13 protein-coding genes and 1 tRNA gene are annotated in these 14,658 nt (G+C 70.2%); 9 read left to right on the top strand and 5 right to left on the bottom strand.

Annotated elements, in window-relative coordinates; genetic code table 11:
- The first annotated feature begins 3 nt into the window (after positions 1-3).
- Positions 4-690 carry a uracil-DNA glycosylase gene (locus tag GGD88_RS02345; RefSeq protein ID WP_184431327.1) on the top strand — a complete coding sequence of 229 codons (687 nt, stop codon included), beginning with the start codon at positions 4-6 and terminating at the stop codon, positions 688-690.
- A gap of 27 nt (positions 691-717) precedes the next feature.
- On the opposite strand, the gene GGD88_RS02350 is transcribed toward GGD88_RS02345, so the two are convergent.
- The 3 genes from GGD88_RS02350 to dapA form a co-directional block, all read right to left on the bottom strand.
- Positions 718-1,308, bottom strand: a complete 591-nt coding sequence (locus GGD88_RS02350; protein WP_184431329.1) for a glutathione peroxidase — start codon at positions 1,306-1,308, stop codon at positions 718-720.
- Between the two features lie 119 nt (positions 1,309-1,427).
- Complete coding sequence (smpB, locus tag GGD88_RS02355) at positions 1,428-1,925, bottom strand: SsrA-binding protein SmpB (protein WP_184431331.1); 498 nt, start codon at positions 1,923-1,925, stop codon at positions 1,428-1,430.
- A gap of 99 nt (positions 1,926-2,024) precedes the next feature.
- On the bottom strand, positions 2,025-2,903 hold the full coding sequence (gene dapA / locus GGD88_RS02360; protein WP_184431333.1) for a 4-hydroxy-tetrahydrodipicolinate synthase: 879 nt from the start codon (positions 2,901-2,903) through the stop codon (positions 2,025-2,027).
- A 394-nt stretch (positions 2,904-3,297) separates the two neighbouring features.
- Here dapA and GGD88_RS02365 point away from each other — a divergent pair, with 394 nt between their 5' ends.
- The 3 genes from GGD88_RS02365 to GGD88_RS02375 are packed head-to-tail and all read left to right on the top strand — an operon-like array spanning position 3,298 to position 6,652.
- Complete coding sequence (locus GGD88_RS02365; protein WP_184431335.1) at positions 3,298-5,322, top strand: lytic transglycosylase domain-containing protein; 2,025 nt, start codon at positions 3,298-3,300, stop codon at positions 5,320-5,322.
- A 29-nt stretch (positions 5,323-5,351) separates the two neighbouring features.
- Positions 5,352-6,050, top strand: a complete 699-nt coding sequence (locus GGD88_RS02370) for a haloacid dehalogenase type II (protein ID WP_184431337.1) — start codon at positions 5,352-5,354, stop codon at positions 6,048-6,050.
- A 14-nt stretch (positions 6,051-6,064) separates the two neighbouring features.
- The gene (locus tag GGD88_RS02375) at positions 6,065-6,652 is read left to right on the top strand and encodes a lipocalin family protein (protein WP_221236961.1); all 588 of its coding nucleotides are present in this window, start codon (positions 6,065-6,067) and stop codon (positions 6,650-6,652) included.
- Between the two features lie 18 nt (positions 6,653-6,670).
- On the opposite strand, the gene GGD88_RS02380 is transcribed toward GGD88_RS02375, so the two are convergent.
- Positions 6,671-7,951 (bottom strand): YeeE/YedE family protein, encoded by a 1,281-nt coding sequence (locus tag GGD88_RS02380; protein ID WP_184431339.1) that lies wholly within the window; start codon positions 7,949-7,951, stop codon positions 6,671-6,673.
- Positions 7,952-8,378: 427 nt separating this feature from the next.
- Here GGD88_RS02380 and GGD88_RS02385 point away from each other — a divergent pair, with 427 nt between their 5' ends.
- Genes GGD88_RS02385 through GGD88_RS02395 form a run of 3 tightly spaced genes read left to right on the top strand, consistent with a single transcriptional unit; the run spans position 8,379 to position 10,921 of the window.
- Complete coding sequence (locus GGD88_RS02385) at positions 8,379-9,773, top strand: cytochrome ubiquinol oxidase subunit I (RefSeq protein WP_184431341.1); 1,395 nt, start codon at positions 8,379-8,381, stop codon at positions 9,771-9,773.
- Between the two features lie 13 nt (positions 9,774-9,786).
- Entirely contained in the window at positions 9,787-10,794 is a 1,008-nt protein-coding gene (gene cydB / locus GGD88_RS02390) for a cytochrome d ubiquinol oxidase subunit II (RefSeq protein ID WP_184431343.1), read from the top strand.
- On the top strand, positions 10,787-10,921 hold the full coding sequence (locus GGD88_RS02395; protein WP_184431345.1) for a DUF2474 family protein: 135 nt from the start codon (positions 10,787-10,789) through the stop codon (positions 10,919-10,921). Before cydB ends, GGD88_RS02395 begins: the two co-directional genes overlap by 8 nt.
- A gap of 33 nt (positions 10,922-10,954) precedes the next feature.
- Here GGD88_RS02395 and GGD88_RS02400 read toward each other — a convergent pair whose 3' ends face one another.
- Complete coding sequence (locus GGD88_RS02400; RefSeq protein ID WP_184431347.1) at positions 10,955-12,298, bottom strand: globin-coupled sensor protein; 1,344 nt, start codon at positions 12,296-12,298, stop codon at positions 10,955-10,957.
- A gap of 587 nt (positions 12,299-12,885) precedes the next feature.
- On the opposite strand from GGD88_RS02400, the gene GGD88_RS02405 reads away from it, so the two are divergent.
- Both GGD88_RS02405 and tig read left to right on the top strand, forming a co-directional pair.
- Positions 12,886-12,971, top strand: a tRNA-Leu gene (locus GGD88_RS02405).
- Positions 12,972-13,103: 132 nt separating this feature from the next.
- Positions 13,104-14,465, top strand: coding sequence for a trigger factor (gene tig, locus GGD88_RS02410; RefSeq protein WP_184431349.1), 1,362 nt, complete (start codon positions 13,104-13,106; stop codon positions 14,463-14,465).
- Positions 14,466-14,658 lie beyond the last annotated feature (193 nt).

Here is a 14,658-nt window from a genome sequence, read left to right on the forward strand (position 1 = left end):
GCGATGGTCGATGGACCGGCACCACCGGCGGCGCCGCGACAGCCGCCCCCCGACTGTGCCCTGTGTCCCCGGCTGGCGGCCTTCCGGGCCGCCAACGTGGCGGCGCATGCGGACTGGTTCAATGCCCCCGTGCCCGCCTTCGGCCCGGTCGGCGCCCGCCTATTGGTTGTCGGGTTGGCCCCGGGGCTGCGCGGCGCCAACCGGACCGGCCGACCGTTCACGGGGGACGTCGCGGGCGTACTGCTGTACGAGACGCTGATCGCGGCGGGCGTCGCCGAGGGCCCCTACGCGGAACGGGCCGACGATGGCCTGACGCTCACGGACTGCCGCATCGTCAACGCCGTACGGTGCGTGCCGCCGGAGAACAAGCCGACGCCGGCGGAGATCCGCACCTGTCGTCCGTTCCTGGAGGGGGAGCTGGAGGGCTTGGACGCGGTGCGGGCGATCCTGGCCTTGGGGAAGGTGGCCCACGATGCCGTCGTGCGCGGCCTGGGCCTGCGCCTCGCCGCCCATCCGTTCGGACATGGTGCCCGGCACCCCCTGCCCGATGGTCGGACCCTGTTCGACAGCTACCACTGCTCGCGTTACAACCAGAACACAGGCCGCCTCACACCCTCCATGTTCCGGGAGGTGGTGGCGGCCTGTGTCCGCGCCGTTGGCGACCGGCACGACGCGGCGCGCCCGGGGTGACCGGCAGCGCACGCGTCCGCCTCGCGTTCAGTTGGTCGGCGGCGGCAGCGCCTTCTCGATCGCGGCCACCAGGCGGTCCGACTGCGGGCCGGTCATCGACGAGAACCAGTCCACCAGGGCACCGTCCGGCCCGATCAGGTACTTGTGGAAGTTCCACTTGGGCGAGCCGACAAACCCGACCTGGTCCCGAGCCCATTGATAGAACGGGTGGGCGCCGCCGCCGGTGACCCTAACCTTTTCCGTCATCGGGAAGTCGATGCTGAAGTTGACGGTGCAGAATTCCTTGATCTGCTCTTCGCTGCCCGGCTCCTGACCGCCGAAGTCGTTGGAGGGCACGCCCAGAACCACCAGGCCGCGCTCCCGGTACTGCTCCCAGAGGCTTTGCAGCCCCTCGTACTGGGGCGTGAACCCGCACCGCGAGGCCGTATTGACGACCAGCACGGCCTTGCCAGCGAACTGCTCCAGCGGCAGCGGCGCACCGTCGATGCTGGTGAAGCTGAAGGCGTGTGCGCTGGCGGGCGCGGCCGAGGCCCCATCCGCGGGCGCCGGCGCCAACCCGACGGCTGTAACCGCCGCAGCGGCCAATCCCCCGAGACCTTTGAGGGCCTGTCCTGTCATCCCGTCCCACTCCTATTCGTGACGCCCGATGCCGACGGGCACCGGGCTGTGCGTGACTCCCGGAGGGCTACGGTCAGGGTCGCGCCGTGGATCGCCGGCCCCGCAGAAAGACCGGGCGGCTATCCCTTTTCGCGCAGCAGCCGCTGCTTCTGACGGTTCCAGTCGCGGGCCTTGGCCGTCTCGCGCTTGTCCACGAGCCGTTTGCCCTGGCCCAGGCCGATCTGGATCTTGGCGATGCCGCGAGCGTTGAAGTACAGGCTCAGGGGCACCAGCGCCATGCCCTTGCGGCTGACCGCGCCCAGAAGCTTGCGCACCTCGCGCTTGTGCATCAGCAGCTTGCGCGGGCGCCGGGCCTCGTGGCCGAAATGGGTGGCCTTGCCGTACTCGGGGATGTGGAGGTTGAACAGGTACAGTTCATCGTCCTTGGCGCCGGCATAGGCGTCCTGGAGGTTTGCCCGCCCCAGCCGCAGCGACTTGACCTCAGTGCCCTGCAGCACCAGGCCGGCCTCGTGCGTCTCCTGGATGGCGTATTCGTGGCGCGCGCGCCGGTTCTCCGCCACCCGTCCGGTGGAGATCAGCCCCGAGCCCTTGGTGTTCGACTTCTTCTTATCTGCCATGGTCGCGCCCATATGGGACGGCGGGCGGTGCCGGCGCAAGCCCCGGCGCGACACCGCCGCCGCCCGATCCGTCCTGCGGCCGGAGCGGAGATCCGTCGATCAGTCGAGCAGACCGACGGTCCGCATCGCCGCCTCGACCACCACCTTGGTCTGTTCCGCCACCGGCACCAACGGCAACCGCGTGGCGGGCGAACTCTTGCCCAGCAGCGCGGCCGCGTACTTGACCGGCCCCGGGCTGGTCTCGGCGAACAGAGCGGCATGCAACGGCATCAGCCGATCGCGCATCGCCGCGAACGTGGCCAGATCGCCGTCCCGCCATGCCCGGTGCAGCGCCGCGCACTGGGCCGGGGCCACGTTCGCGGTCACCGAGATGCAGCCGTGTCCACCCTGCCCCAGGAAGGCCCCGATGGTGGCATCCTCGCCCGACAGCAGGCAGAAGCCGTCACCGAGCGCCAGCCGGGTCGCGAGCGGACGGGCCAGATCGTTGGTGGCGTCCTTGACGCCAACGATGTTGGGCAGGGCGGCCAGGCGCACCATGGTCTCGATCGTCATGTCGACGATGCAGCGGCCGGGAATGTTGTAGATGACGATTGGCAGGTCGACCGCGTCGTGAATCGCCTTGTAGTGCTGGTACAGCCCCTCCTGGGTGGGCTTGTTGTAGTACGGGGTGACCACAAGCGCGGCGTCGGCGCCGGCCTCCTTGGCGTGGCGGGTGAAGTCGATGGCCTCGTGGGTCGAGTTGGACCCGGTGCCCGCGATCACCGGCACGCGTCCGGCAGCGGCCTCCACACTCAGGGCCACGACGCGTTTGTGCTCGTCGTGCGTCAGGGTCGGCGACTCGCCCGTGGTGCCGACCGGGATGACCCCCTCCGTTCCCTGTTTGATCTGCCAGTCCACGAACGCCTGAAAGGCCGCGTCGTCGATGGCGCCGGTGGCGGTGAACGGCGTGATGAGGGCGGTCAACGAGCCCTGGAACATGGGTCTCACTCTCCTGGAAACGCGCCGCCAGCGCGGCGCGGCAGACGGGGGTTGGGACAGTCATTGGGACAGTCACGGGACACAAAACACCCCACTGTCGGTCCCCGGAGCCGGGCGACCGAAGCAGGGAGGGGCGCGGTCCCGCCGCGGGGCGAGGCGGCACGAGTCGCCAAGCGTCTCGCGCCCCCGCAGCGGGACCCTCCCTTTGTATCACAGCGCCTTGCGCGAACAAGGGCCGGACCCGGCGAAAAACCATGCCCGCACGCGGGGTTCCCGGGCTTGCGCGCGGGACTTGCCCCGGCGTCGCGGCGGCCTCAGGATGGGCGCCGCGGGGGCGTCGCGGCCGGCCTGATGGCCGGCCCGCACTGCGTTTTTCAGTCGAAGGAGCCGCACCATGCGTGTGACCCTGGCCATTGCCGGCGGCGGTCGCGGTCGCCCGGTTCGATCCCCGGCGCACTGGCGGGGGCCTGTCGCCGCCGTCCTGCTGTTGATCGGGCTCCTTGCGTCGGCGGCGCCGGCCGGAGCGCAATCGGGCGCCTTCGGCGCGGCGCTGGAGGCCATCGAGGCCCGTGATTTCGACGCCGCCCTGGCGCATGTCGGGCGCATTCCCGACCCGCTGGCGCGCAAGGTGGTGCAGTGGGCCCGGCTCAAGGAGGGGCTGGGCTCGTTCGATGCCATCGCCGGCTTCCTCGACGCCAATCCCGACTGGCCCCATACGCACGCCCTGCGCCGCGCCGCCGAGCGCGCCCTCACCGGCCTGGAGGCGCCGGCCCGCGTGGCCGAGTGGTTCGCGCGCCATCCGCCGCTGACCACCGTGGGCCTGGAAGCGCACGCCCGCGTTCTGCTGGTCCTGGGCCGCGAGGCCGAGGCCGCGCGGGCCGCCCGCACGGCGTGGGTGGACGGTCGTTTCTCGGCGACCCAGGAACGGGCGTTCCTGCAAACCTTCGGGCGTTTCCTGCGCGACGAGGACCACCTGCGGCGGCTGTCGTCGCTGCTCTGGGACGACCGCGTGACCGAGGCCCGCCGCACCGTGCCGCGGGTGGACACCGGCCATCAGCGGCTGGCGGAGGCCCGCATCGCCCTCATCACCGATGCCCCAGGGGTCGACGCGGCCATCGCGCGGGTGCCCGACGCGCTGCTGAACGACCCCGGGCTGGTCTACGACCGCCTGGTCTGGCGGCGCAAACGCGACCTGCTCGACCGCGCCATGGACCTGTTGTCGCACCCGTCGGCCAATCGCGGCCGCCCGGACGCCTGGGCCCGCGAGCGCGCCTATCTGGGGCGCGAGGCGCTCCAGGCCGGCCACATCACCCGCGCCTACGGCATCTTCGCCAACCATGGCCAGGACAGCGGCCTCGGCTTCGCGACCGGGGAGTGGACGGCCGGCTGGATTGCCTTGCGGTTCCTGCGCGAGCCGGCCCGTGCCCTGCCCCATTTCGAGACCATGTACGCCGGCGTGTCCTATCCGCAGAGCCGCGCCCGCGGCGCCTACTGGGCCGGCCGGGCCGCGGCCGCGCTGGGCCGGGATGCGGACGCCGCCGCCTGGTACCGCAAGGCGGCGGCGCACGCCGAGACGTTCTACGGGCAGCTCGCGGTCGAGGCCCTGGACGAGTCCCTGGCCGACCACCTGGCCCGCGCCCCGGCCGTGACGGCGGCGGACAAGGCCCGGTTCGCGCGCGACGACCGCGTCCGCGTCATCGACCTCATGGACCGCGCCGGCCGGGCCGACCTCGCCTTGCCGTTCGTGCTGGCCCTGAACGATGACCAGGCCACGCCCGGCTACCGGGCGCTCGCGGTGGACTTCGTGGCCGGCACCGACCGCCCTGACATGGCGGTGTTCCTGGCCCGGCGCGCTGCGCTGGCGGGCACCACGCTGCTGAACGCGGGCTATCCCGTGCCGCCGGCGGTGTTGGATGGACTGCGCCGCGCGCCCGCCACCGGGCCGCGTCCGGAACCCGCCCTGATGCTGTCGCTGATCCGCCAGGAGAGCAATTTCAACGCCGAGGCCGTCAGCCGTGCCGGGGCCCGCGGCCTCATGCAGCTCATGCCGCGCACGGCCCAGAAGATGGCCCTGCGCCTGGGCGAGACCTCGTCGCGGCTGCGGCTGGTCAACGATCCCGCCCACAATGCCCGGCTCGGCACGGCATACTATGCCGGCCTGCTGGACGCCTTCCGCGGCTCCTACGTGCTGGCGACCGCGGCCTACAACGCCGGTCCCAGCAACGCCCGGCGCTGGATGGCCGAAAACGGCGATCCCCGGCGCATGGACACCGAAGGCGTCATCGACTGGATCGAACAGATCTCGTTCGCGGAAACGCGCAACTACGTGCAACGCGTGCTGGAAGGAACGCAGGTCTACCGCTACCGTCTGGGGGAGCGCCCGTCCCGCACCGCGCTGAGCGCGGATCTGCGACGCTGATCCCTGTCCGAGAGTCGGAGGCCGTGTCCGTGTCCGCCGTTCAGCACCCGGTCGTCGCCTGCCTGTTCGACGCCTATGGCACCCTGTTCGACGTCAATGCTGCGGCCCGGCGGCTGCGCGACGAGATCGGTCCCTCGTGGGAGGATCTGGCCCGCATCTGGCGCACCCGTCAGATCGAATACACGTGGCTGCGCAGCCTCATGGACCGCTACGTGGACTTCCGCACCGTCACGGCGGAGGCGCTGGATTACGCCTTCACCAGCCTGGGCCAGGCGCCGGCGCCGGGCCTGCGCGCGCGGCTCATGGACCTCTACATGACCCTGGATGCCTATCCGGAGGTCCCGGAGACGCTGGCGGCGCTGCGGGCGCACGGGATCGCCACCGCGATCCTGTCCAACGGCGCGCCCGACATGCTGCGGTCGGCCACCGACAGCGCCGGACTGACCGGGCTGCTCGACGACGTGCTGTCGGTGGACACCGTGAAGGTGTTCAAGCCCGCCGCCGCGGCCTACTCCCTCGGCTGTGTGCGGTTCGCGACCACGCCCGAGCGGCTCGCCTTCGTCTCCTCCAATGGCTGGGACGTGGCCGGGGCCGCCACCTTCGGCTTCCGGACCCTGTGGGTGAACCGCGCCAATGCCCCCTCGGAGCGTCTGCCGGGATCGCCGGCGGCCGAGCTGGACAGCCTGGCGGGCCTGCCCGACCTGCTCAGCGCATCCGCCAGTGTTTGAAAGGAGCCAGCCCCATGACCGCCGTCCGGATGCGCCCCATGCGCCCCACCCCGCCCCGCCGCTGGGCCGGCGTGGCCCTGCTTCTGGGCGCCCTCGGCGCGCTGGCCGCCTGCACCGGCGTACCGCGCGGGGTGACCCCGGTGGACGGCTTCGAGGCCGATCGCTTCACCGGCACCTGGTACGAGATCATGCGCCTCGACCACCCCTTCGAGGCCGGGTTGACCAACGTGCGGGCCACCTATCGCCTGCGCGACGACGGCACCGTGGCGGTCTTCAACCGCGGCTGGGACCCGGCGGCCTGCGCCTGGAAGACCATCGGCGGCACGGCGCGGTTCCGCGAGGGACCGCAGACCGGCAGCTTCGCGGTCACGCTGACGTCGCCGATCCCGGGCGCCCTGCATGTCGTGGCGCTGGATCGCGAGGACTATCGCTGGGCCATGACCAGCGGCCCAACGCGCGACTTCCTGTGGATCCTGGCACGCGAGCGGACGCTGCCGCGTGAGACCCGGGTGGCGCTGATGCGACAGGCCCGCGACCTCGGTTATCCGGTCGAGGACCTGCGGCTGGTGGACCAGTCCGGCCCCGTCTGCCGGGAGCGTTGAGGCGCACCGCGACCGGACTCAGGACGCCAGCACGTCGCGGGACCGGGCCGGCCGACAAGAGCCGGCGGAGACCGCCCGCCCGCCGTCCGACGGGGCCGTCGCCGGCGCCGACGCCGCTCCGTCGTCGGGGGCGTGGCGGTCCGGCCCCGGGCCACGGGGGCGCCACCACGGCGGCAGGAACGACCAGCCGCGCCGCGCCATCGCGTTGGCCAGGGCATTCTCGCCGGCGGCGGCCTCGTCGCGCAGGACCAGGCCCCAGCGGTCCACCACCAGATCGGCGAGCGCCGCCCCCACCCACATGCAGAACAGCGCCGTCCACGCCGTCAGCGCGAACACCGCGCCGCCGGTCACACCGGCGCCAACGGCGCAGCCGCCGGCCAGCATGCCGCCGAAGCCCATGAAGACCGCGCCCACGATGTACCGGCGCATGGCGTAGCCGCCCTGGAAGCCTTCCAGCTTCAGGTCGCGGCACAGCAGGGCGGCCAGGAAGGAGCCCAGGAACACGCCCGGCACCAGGCCGACGTCGAAGTCCAGCGCGGACCCGGGCGGGTTCAGAACCAACATCAAGGTATCGGCGGACGGCCCTGTAAAGCTGAGACTTTCCACCTGCACCGGATCGAACGCCTGGTACGACAGGCTATAGGTCAGGAGCCATCCCGCCGCGATCGTGCCGCCCACGCCGAGCCCGCCGATCCAGACCCAAGGCGACAGCCGGTTGCGCACGGCGACGAAGACCGCGAACCCCGTGAGCGCCAGCGCCAGCACGACGCCGCCCCGGGACTCCAGGCCGATCAGCGTGAGGGCATTGAGCACGGACGGGGCCTCGACCACCCACAGTCCGGCCAGGGCATCGCGCGCCGGCGACAGCGCCCCGTGCAACGACGCCTGGGCGGTCACCGCGAAGATCAGCCCCGACAGCAGGGCGCGCAGATTGCCATTGGCGGACAAGACCAGCAGCCGGCCCGAACACCCCCGGGTCAGGATCATGCCGACCCCGAACATCAGGCCGCCGATGATCGCGCCCGACAGGCTGCCGGCGGCGGCCAGTTGGCGGGATTCGGAGACATCCAGGAGCCCGCTCAGGATCAGCGCCTGCGTGCCCAGCACGGCCATCGAAAAGGCGATGAGCCAGAGCGACACCTTGGGCCCCAGGGACCCGCGCGCGAACTCGACCACCGCCGCGCGCAGGCAGAACCGGCTGCGCTGCGCGAAGGCCCCGAACAGCATGCCGATGACGAGGCCGCCGAGAACGATCGTCCCCGGCTCGCCAAGGGTGTCGAGGACACCGGTCAAGTCCATGATGAAGCCTTTTTCTGCCTCGGGTCCTCAGCCCGGACCCGTGGGGCGCGCCGAACCCCGGTCTGGTGGCGCGGCCGTCGGGTGGACCGGGTCCGCGGGCGGTGGACGCCGCACCCGATCCGAACCCGCAACGGTGCCGGGGGGCGCGCGTCCTGTCCTTGATGTGTATCAAGCCTGGGGCGTGGATCCGTGGGTCGCCATCCCTGCCCTGCGCGAGGAAGGGGGCGGCTGTGCCGCCCGGCGGCGTCGGCTCGCGTTCTTGGTCATGCCTGCCTTGCGTACGGCGCAGGGCGGCCGCGGCGCCGGCCGTCGGGGCACCGCGGCTGACTGGAACCGACCGCGGCGGTTCCCATATCCTGTGTGCACCCGCGAACGGCGGCGTCGGCCCCCGACGGCCGCCCCTGGACCCGAGGAGGTTCGCCACCCCATGGTCGCCGATATCGACCCCGTGCTGCTGGCCCGCGTCCAGTTCGGCTTCACGGTCGCCTTCCACATCCTGTTCCCCACCCTGACCATTGGCCTGGCTTGGTTCCTGGTCACGGTCGAGGCGCTGTGGCTGCGCACCCGCAACCCCGTCTACAAGTCCGTCTATCGCCTGTGGGCCAAGCTGTTCGCCCTGGCCTTCGGGATGGGCGTCGTATCGGGGCTGGTGTTGTCCTACCAGTTCGGCACCAACTTCAGCCGCTTTTCCGAGGCGACCGGTCCGGTGCTCGGCCCGCTGCTGTCGGTGGAAGTGCTGACCGCGTTCTTCGTCGAGGCCGGCTTTATCGGGGTCATGCTGTTCGGCTGGCAGAAGGTGGGTGACCGCCTGCACTTCCTGGCCACCGTGCTGGTCGGGCTCGGCACGCTCAACTCGGCGTTCTGGGTGCTGGCGGCCAATTCCTGGATGCATACCCCGGCCGGGGTGGAGTGGGTCGACGGCCGCGCGCTGGTCACCGACTGGTGGGCGGTGATCTTCAACCCCTCCATGCCCTACCGGGTGACCCACATGGTCATGGCCTCGTTCCTGACCGGGGCGTTCGTGGTTGCCGCCGTCTCCGCCTGGTACCTGCTGCGCGACCGCCACGTGGCGGTGGCGCGTAAGGGCCTGGCGCTCGGCGTCGTGCTGGCGGCGATCCTGGCGCCGGCCCAACTCGTCGTCGGCGACATGCACGGCCTGAACACCAAGGAGCACCAGCCGATGAAGGTGGCGGCCATGGAGGGTCTGTGGGAGACCCAGCAAGGGGCGCCGCTGCTGCTGTTCGCCGTGCCGGATCAGGAGGCGCAGGAGAACCGCTTGGCGGTCGGCATTCCCAACATGGCCAGCCTGATCCTCACCCACGAGTGGGACGGCGAGGTCAAGGGTCTGAACGAGGTCGCCCGCGAGGACCAGCCGCCCGTCGCCACCGTGTTCTACTCGTTCCGCCTCATGATCGGCCTGGGTCTGTGGATGATCGCTCTGGCAGCGGTCGGCGTGTGGCTGCTGTGGCGCGGCCGCCTGTTCACGAACCGGTCGGTACAGTGGGCGTTCGTCCTGACCGGCCCGGCCGGCTTCGTCGCCACCATCGCCGGCTGGATGGTGGCGGAGGTGGGGCGCCAGCCCTTCACCGTCTACGGCATCCTGCGCACGGCGGACAGCGTCTCGCCGGTGGTGCCGGCGGCGGTAGCCACCACGCTGACGGCGTTCGTCGTGGTCTACACCCTGCTGCTGATCGCCTTCCTGTGGTACGCGGCCCGGGTGGTCCGCCAGGGGCCGCCGCCCAGCGACATGGACGCCGACGGGCCGGTGCGGACGCCCCGCACCGCCGTGGGAGCGACCGGCACCGTGCAGCCGGCGGAATAGGGAGGATCACGGCATGGACTTGGATCTGGCGCTGATCCTGGCCGGGGTCATCGGCGTGGGGGTGATCATCTACGTCGTCCTCGACGGCTTCGACCTCGGGGTGGGCATCCTGTTCCCGCTGGCGCCCGACGAGGACGCGCAGGATACCATGATCGCCTCCATTGCCCCGGTGTGGGACGGCAACGAGACCTGGCTCATCCTGGGCGGCGCGGTGCTGTTCGCGGCCTTTCCCACCGCCTATGCGGTGGCCCTGCCGGCGTTCTACGTCCCCCTGATGGCGATGCTGTTCGCCCTCATCTTCCGCGGGGTGGCGTTCGAGTTCCGTATGAAGGCGCGCACCTCGAAACAGCTCTGGTCGTGGTCCTTCACCCTCGGCTCGGCGGTGGCGGCGTTCTGTCAGGGCGCCATGCTGGGCGGCCTGATCGAGGGGGTTCGGGTCGAGGACGGCGCCTTCGCCGGCGGACCGCTGGACTGGTTCACCGGCCTGTCGGTGGTCGCGGGCGTCGGCGTCATGGCGGGCTACGCCCTGCTGGGCGCCACCTGGCTGATCTTCAAGACCGAAGGCCCGTTGCAGGCGGCAGCGCGGCGCTGGGCGCTGGCGGCGCTGGCGGCGGTGCTGTTCGCCATGGCGGTGGTCAGCGGCATGACCCCCCTGCTCTACCCGCACATCGCCGAGCGCTGGTTCGGCGGCATGAACTTCATCTATCTGGCCCCGGTGCCGCTCATGACGGCGCTGGTGGCCGCCATGCTGTGGCGCGGGCTGTCCCAGCACTGGACATGGGAGCCGTTCGTGCTTGCCGTCGGGCTGTTCCTGCTCGGCTACTGCGGCATCGGCATCAGCCTGTGGCCGCATATCGTGCCGCCCACGCTGACCATCGCCAGCGCGGCCGCCCCGCCCAGCAGCCTGACCTTCACGTTGGTCGCCGTGGCCGCCACGCTGCCGATCGTGCTCGGGTACACGGCCTATGCCTACTGGGTGTTCCGGGGCAAGGTTACGGCCAAGGACGGTTACCATGGCTGAGCGCACGGACCCGGCACCCCCGCTTTGGCGCCGGCTGGCTTGGTTCATCGGTCTGTGGGCGGCGGGTGTCGCGACCGTCGCGGCCGTGGCCTACGGCTGGCGCCTGCTGGTGGCGGGCGTGGGGTGAGCGCGGCCGCAGGCAGGGCGGCCGCGTCGCCGGTCACTGCATGATGGCGCGGTGCAAGTTCTGAAGGAAGTCGTCCACCTTGGTGCGCAGGTCGTCGGCCTGCTTCGTCAGGTCGCGGGCCGCGCTGAGGACCTCTTCGGCCGCCCCGCCGGTCTCGGTGGCCCGGGCGGTGACCTGCGTGATCGTGTCCGACACCTCGATGGTGGCGCCGCTCGCCTCCTGGGCGTTGCGAGCGATCTCCTGGGTGGCCGCCCCCTGCTGCTCCACGGCCGCGGCGATCGCGGCGGCGATCTCATTGAGGTGCGAGATGGTGCCGCCGATGCCCTGAATGGCGTCGACGGCCTCCCGGGTGGCGGCCTGAACCGTGCCGACCTGGGCGCTGATGTCTTCGGTGGCCCGTGACGTCTGATTGGCGAGGGTCTTGACCTCGTTGGCGACCACGGCGAAGCCCTTGCCGGCGTCGCCGGCGCGCGCCGCCTCGATCGTGGCGTTCAGGGCCAGCAGGTTGGTCTGGCTGGCGATATCGTTGATGAGCTTGATCACCTCACCGATCTTGTCGGCGGCCGCCGCCAGAGAGCGGACCCGTTCGTTGGTGCGCGTCGCCTCGTCGACGGCGGTGGTGGAAATGGCCGTCGATTCGGCGACCTGGCGGGCGATCTCGGCGATCGAGGCGTGCAGCTCCTCGGTGGCCGAGGCGGCCGTCTGCACGTTCATCGACGCCGTGTCGGCCGCCGCCGCGACCACCTCGACCTGCTGGGAGGTCGCGGCGGCGTTGTTCGACATCAGGCCGGCCGCCGTCTCCAGTTGGGTTGCCGCGCTGGCGACGACCTCGGACATGGCGTGCACGTCCTCCTCGAACCGCGCGGCATGCTCCTTCAACACGGCCGCAGCACCCTTGCGCGCCAGCGTGGCCCGCAGGTAGACGGAGATCGCGATGTCCATGTCCAGGAACAGGGCCTTCGTCACCGCCGCCATGACCGCCGCCCCCTTCTTGGGGTTCCACCGGTAGGACGTGATGACGGCCGGGTACATGTGGCTGATGACGAACGAATAGCCGCCGAGATACCAGCGCGGCTCCAGTCCGACCCGCTCGTGGACTTCGCCGATGCGGTTGGCGGTCGCAAAGTAGGCTTCATCGAACCGGCCGCTCAGGACGTTTTCCATCCAGTGTTTCCGCTGCATCTCGCGCGCATGCGTCATCCGCGCCGGAGAGGCGAACATGCTCGCCATCTCCGGCGTGCGCTGGATCATGGCGTAGAAGTTGTCAAGAATGCTGTCGATATGTGGTTCGAGGATGCGGCGGCCCTCTTCAAGCAGCGGCGCAATATCGTCGTCGATCTGAAGAAACTGCAACCGTGCCTTTCGATCGAAGTCCATAGCCATTCTTGTTCGCTCCGATGCGACCGAGGAGCCGGGACTGCCCCTTTTGCCGACATTGAGGGCGGATCGCATCGCATCCGACCCATCGGGTCTCTGATGCGACGCCATCCGCCCTCACGCTTTGATTTCAGGCAGAGTGTGATCAACCGGCGGCACGGCGTGGTTCAGATACATTACACCTGCTTGAGCCGGCCCCAGTGGGTAAGGAACACTGAACATCAAACAAATCTGCAATGCCGGCGCAGCCTTTGCAATATGAATGTAGGCTTAAAGATCTGCGCGTTCATTTGCTGCGCGTAGCCCGTGACACGGGCTCGATTACCGGGAAGCTGCATGCGCGCGCGCCGTGAAGCCGGCCCGGACGGTGCGCGCACTGGTGGGACCTCGCCCCGGCATCGGGCGCCGGGGCTGATGCCGCAGGGCGAACCTGAGGGGCGCACGGCGCACGCTCGCCGTTCACAGCCCTGCCCGGCCGCCCGTTTTCGACGGGCAACAGCCGTCGCGGACCCGGCAAAACGGGTATTGCCCTGCACCGGACCGATTGTCTATGAGTTACGCCAATCGAGGGGTCCGACCGGCGCGCCGCGGGCGTGGTGGAATTGGTAGACACGCCAGATTTAGGTTCTGGTGGCTTTCAGCCGTGGGGGTTCAAGTCCCTTCGCCCGCACCACGCCGGGCCGGCCGGCCCGGTCAGGGACCGGGCGGTGCCAGTCGTTATCGACATCGACTCGGATATCGACTCGGATCCGGCTCCCCGTCCCGTGCCCCACTCTCTTGCCCCACCCCATTGCCAGGACATGCCATGCAGGTGACCGAGACCCTCAGCGAGGAGCTGAAGCGCGAATTCAAGGTTGTCGTTCCCGCCGACAGTCTCAACGAGAAGGTTGAAAGCCGCCTCACGGAAGTCGGGTCGCAAGTGCGCATTCCTGGGTTTCGTCCCGGCAAGGTGCCGATGGCGATGCTGAAGAAGCGCTTCGGCGGCCACATCATGGGCGAGGTTCTGGAGCAGGCGGCACAGGAGGCCGTCGACACGGTCGTCAAGGACCACAGTCTGCGCCCGGCGCTGCAGCCGAAGGTGGAGATTTCCGCGTACGAGCCCGAGGGCGACCTCAACCTGACCATCGGCGTCGAACTGCTGCCGGAGATCGGCACGCCGGACTTCTCCGACATCGCCGTCGAGCGCGACGTGGCCGACGTCTCGGACGAAGAGGTTGATAACGCGTTGAACCGGCTGGCCGCGTCGCGTCGCGGCTCGGAGCCCGTGACGGACGACCGGCCCGCGCAGAACGGCGACATCGTCGTCATCGACTTCGTGGGCAAGAAGGCGGGCGAGCCCTTCCCCGGCGGTGCGGCCGAGGACTATTCCCTGGAACTGGGCTCCAATACCTTCATTCCCGGCTTCGAGGACGCCATGATCGGCGTCACGGTGGGCGAGGAGAAGGAAGTGGCGCTGACCTTCCCGGAGGACTACGGCGCCGAGGACCTTGCCGGCCAGCCGGTGACCTTCGACGTCACCGTCAAGGAGCTGCGCCAGCCCAGCGACGTGGCGATCGACGATGATTTCGCCCAGTCGTTCGGCCGCGACACCCTCGACGAGCTGAAGCAGGCGATCCGCGACCAGATCGCGCAGGAGTACCAGAAGGCCAGCCGCGAGAAGACCAAGCGGCGCCTGCTGGACAAGCTGGCCGAGAAGTTCACGCATCCGGTGCCCGAAGGTCTGGTCGACGTCGAGTTCGAGGGTATCTGGAAGCAGCTCATGGAGGCCAAGGAGCGTGACCAGCTCGAAGAGGACGACAAGGCCAAGAGCGAGGACGAGCTGCGGGCCGAGTACCGCGCCATCGCCGAGCGCCGTGTCCGCCTGGGCCTGCTGCTGGCCCGGGTCGGCGAGACCAACAACGTCCAGGTCACCCAGGACGACATGAACACCGCCCTGGCCGAGCAGGTGCGGGCCTTCCCGGGCCAGGAACAGGCGGTGCTGAACTACTACCGCCAAAATCCCGACGCCATGGAGGAACTGCGCCCGCCGATCTTCGAGAACAAGGTCGTGGACTACATCCTTGAGCTGGCCCAGGTCACCGAAAAGACCGTCACCCCCGAGGCCCTGATGATGCCGGACGCCGACGGCTCCGAAGAGTCCCCCGCAACGGACGCCGCCACCGAGTGACCGGGGTCCGCCCGGGCGGTCACGTTTCGCGATCGGATCGGGGCGACGGGTGGGCTCGACAGCCGGCGGGCCGTGCACTAGGTCTAGGGCGGATCGCGCGGCATTGGACCTGCTCCCGGGCTCCAATGCCGGGCGTGAGTCCGCCCTAACTCTATGCCTCAGGGCAGAGTCACGTGACCAATCCGAACCACGG

Origin of the sequence: Roseospira goensis (genome assembly GCF_014197795.1) — a bacterium.
In the GTDB taxonomy this organism is placed as follows: domain Bacteria; phylum Pseudomonadota; class Alphaproteobacteria; order Rhodospirillales; family Rhodospirillaceae; genus Rhodospira; species Rhodospira goensis.

What these genes read in the sequence shown, in the direction of transcription:
- GGD88_RS02350 (WP_184431329.1), bottom strand. Translation starts at nt 1,308, where the DNA reads ATGACAGGACAGGCCCTCAAAGGTCTCGGGGGATTGGCCGCTGCGGCG.
- cydB (WP_184431343.1), top strand. Translation starts at nt 9,787, where the DNA reads ATGGACTTGGATCTGGCGCTGATCCTGGCCGGGGTCATCGGCGTGGGG.
- GGD88_RS02345 (WP_184431327.1), top strand. Translation starts at nt 4, where the DNA reads ATGGTCGATGGACCGGCACCACCGGCGGCGCCGCGACAGCCGCCCCCC.
- GGD88_RS02365 (WP_184431335.1), top strand. Translation starts at nt 3,298, where the DNA reads ATGCGTGTGACCCTGGCCATTGCCGGCGGCGGTCGCGGTCGCCCGGTT.
- tig (WP_184431349.1), top strand. Translation starts at nt 13,104, where the DNA reads ATGCAGGTGACCGAGACCCTCAGCGAGGAGCTGAAGCGCGAATTCAAG.
- GGD88_RS02375 (WP_221236961.1), top strand. Translation starts at nt 6,065, where the DNA reads ATGACCGCCGTCCGGATGCGCCCCATGCGCCCCACCCCGCCCCGCCGC.
- GGD88_RS02395 (WP_184431345.1), top strand. Translation starts at nt 10,787, where the DNA reads ATGGCTGAGCGCACGGACCCGGCACCCCCGCTTTGGCGCCGGCTGGCT.
- GGD88_RS02380 (WP_184431339.1), bottom strand. Translation starts at nt 7,951, where the DNA reads ATGGACTTGACCGGTGTCCTCGACACCCTTGGCGAGCCGGGGACGATC.
- dapA (WP_184431333.1), bottom strand. Translation starts at nt 2,903, where the DNA reads ATGTTCCAGGGCTCGTTGACCGCCCTCATCACGCCGTTCACCGCCACC.
- GGD88_RS02385 (WP_184431341.1), top strand. Translation starts at nt 8,379, where the DNA reads ATGGTCGCCGATATCGACCCCGTGCTGCTGGCCCGCGTCCAGTTCGGC.
- smpB (WP_184431331.1), bottom strand. Translation starts at nt 1,925, where the DNA reads ATGGCAGATAAGAAGAAGTCGAACACCAAGGGCTCGGGGCTGATCTCC.
- GGD88_RS02400 (WP_184431347.1), bottom strand. Translation starts at nt 12,298, where the DNA reads ATGGACTTCGATCGAAAGGCACGGTTGCAGTTTCTTCAGATCGACGAC.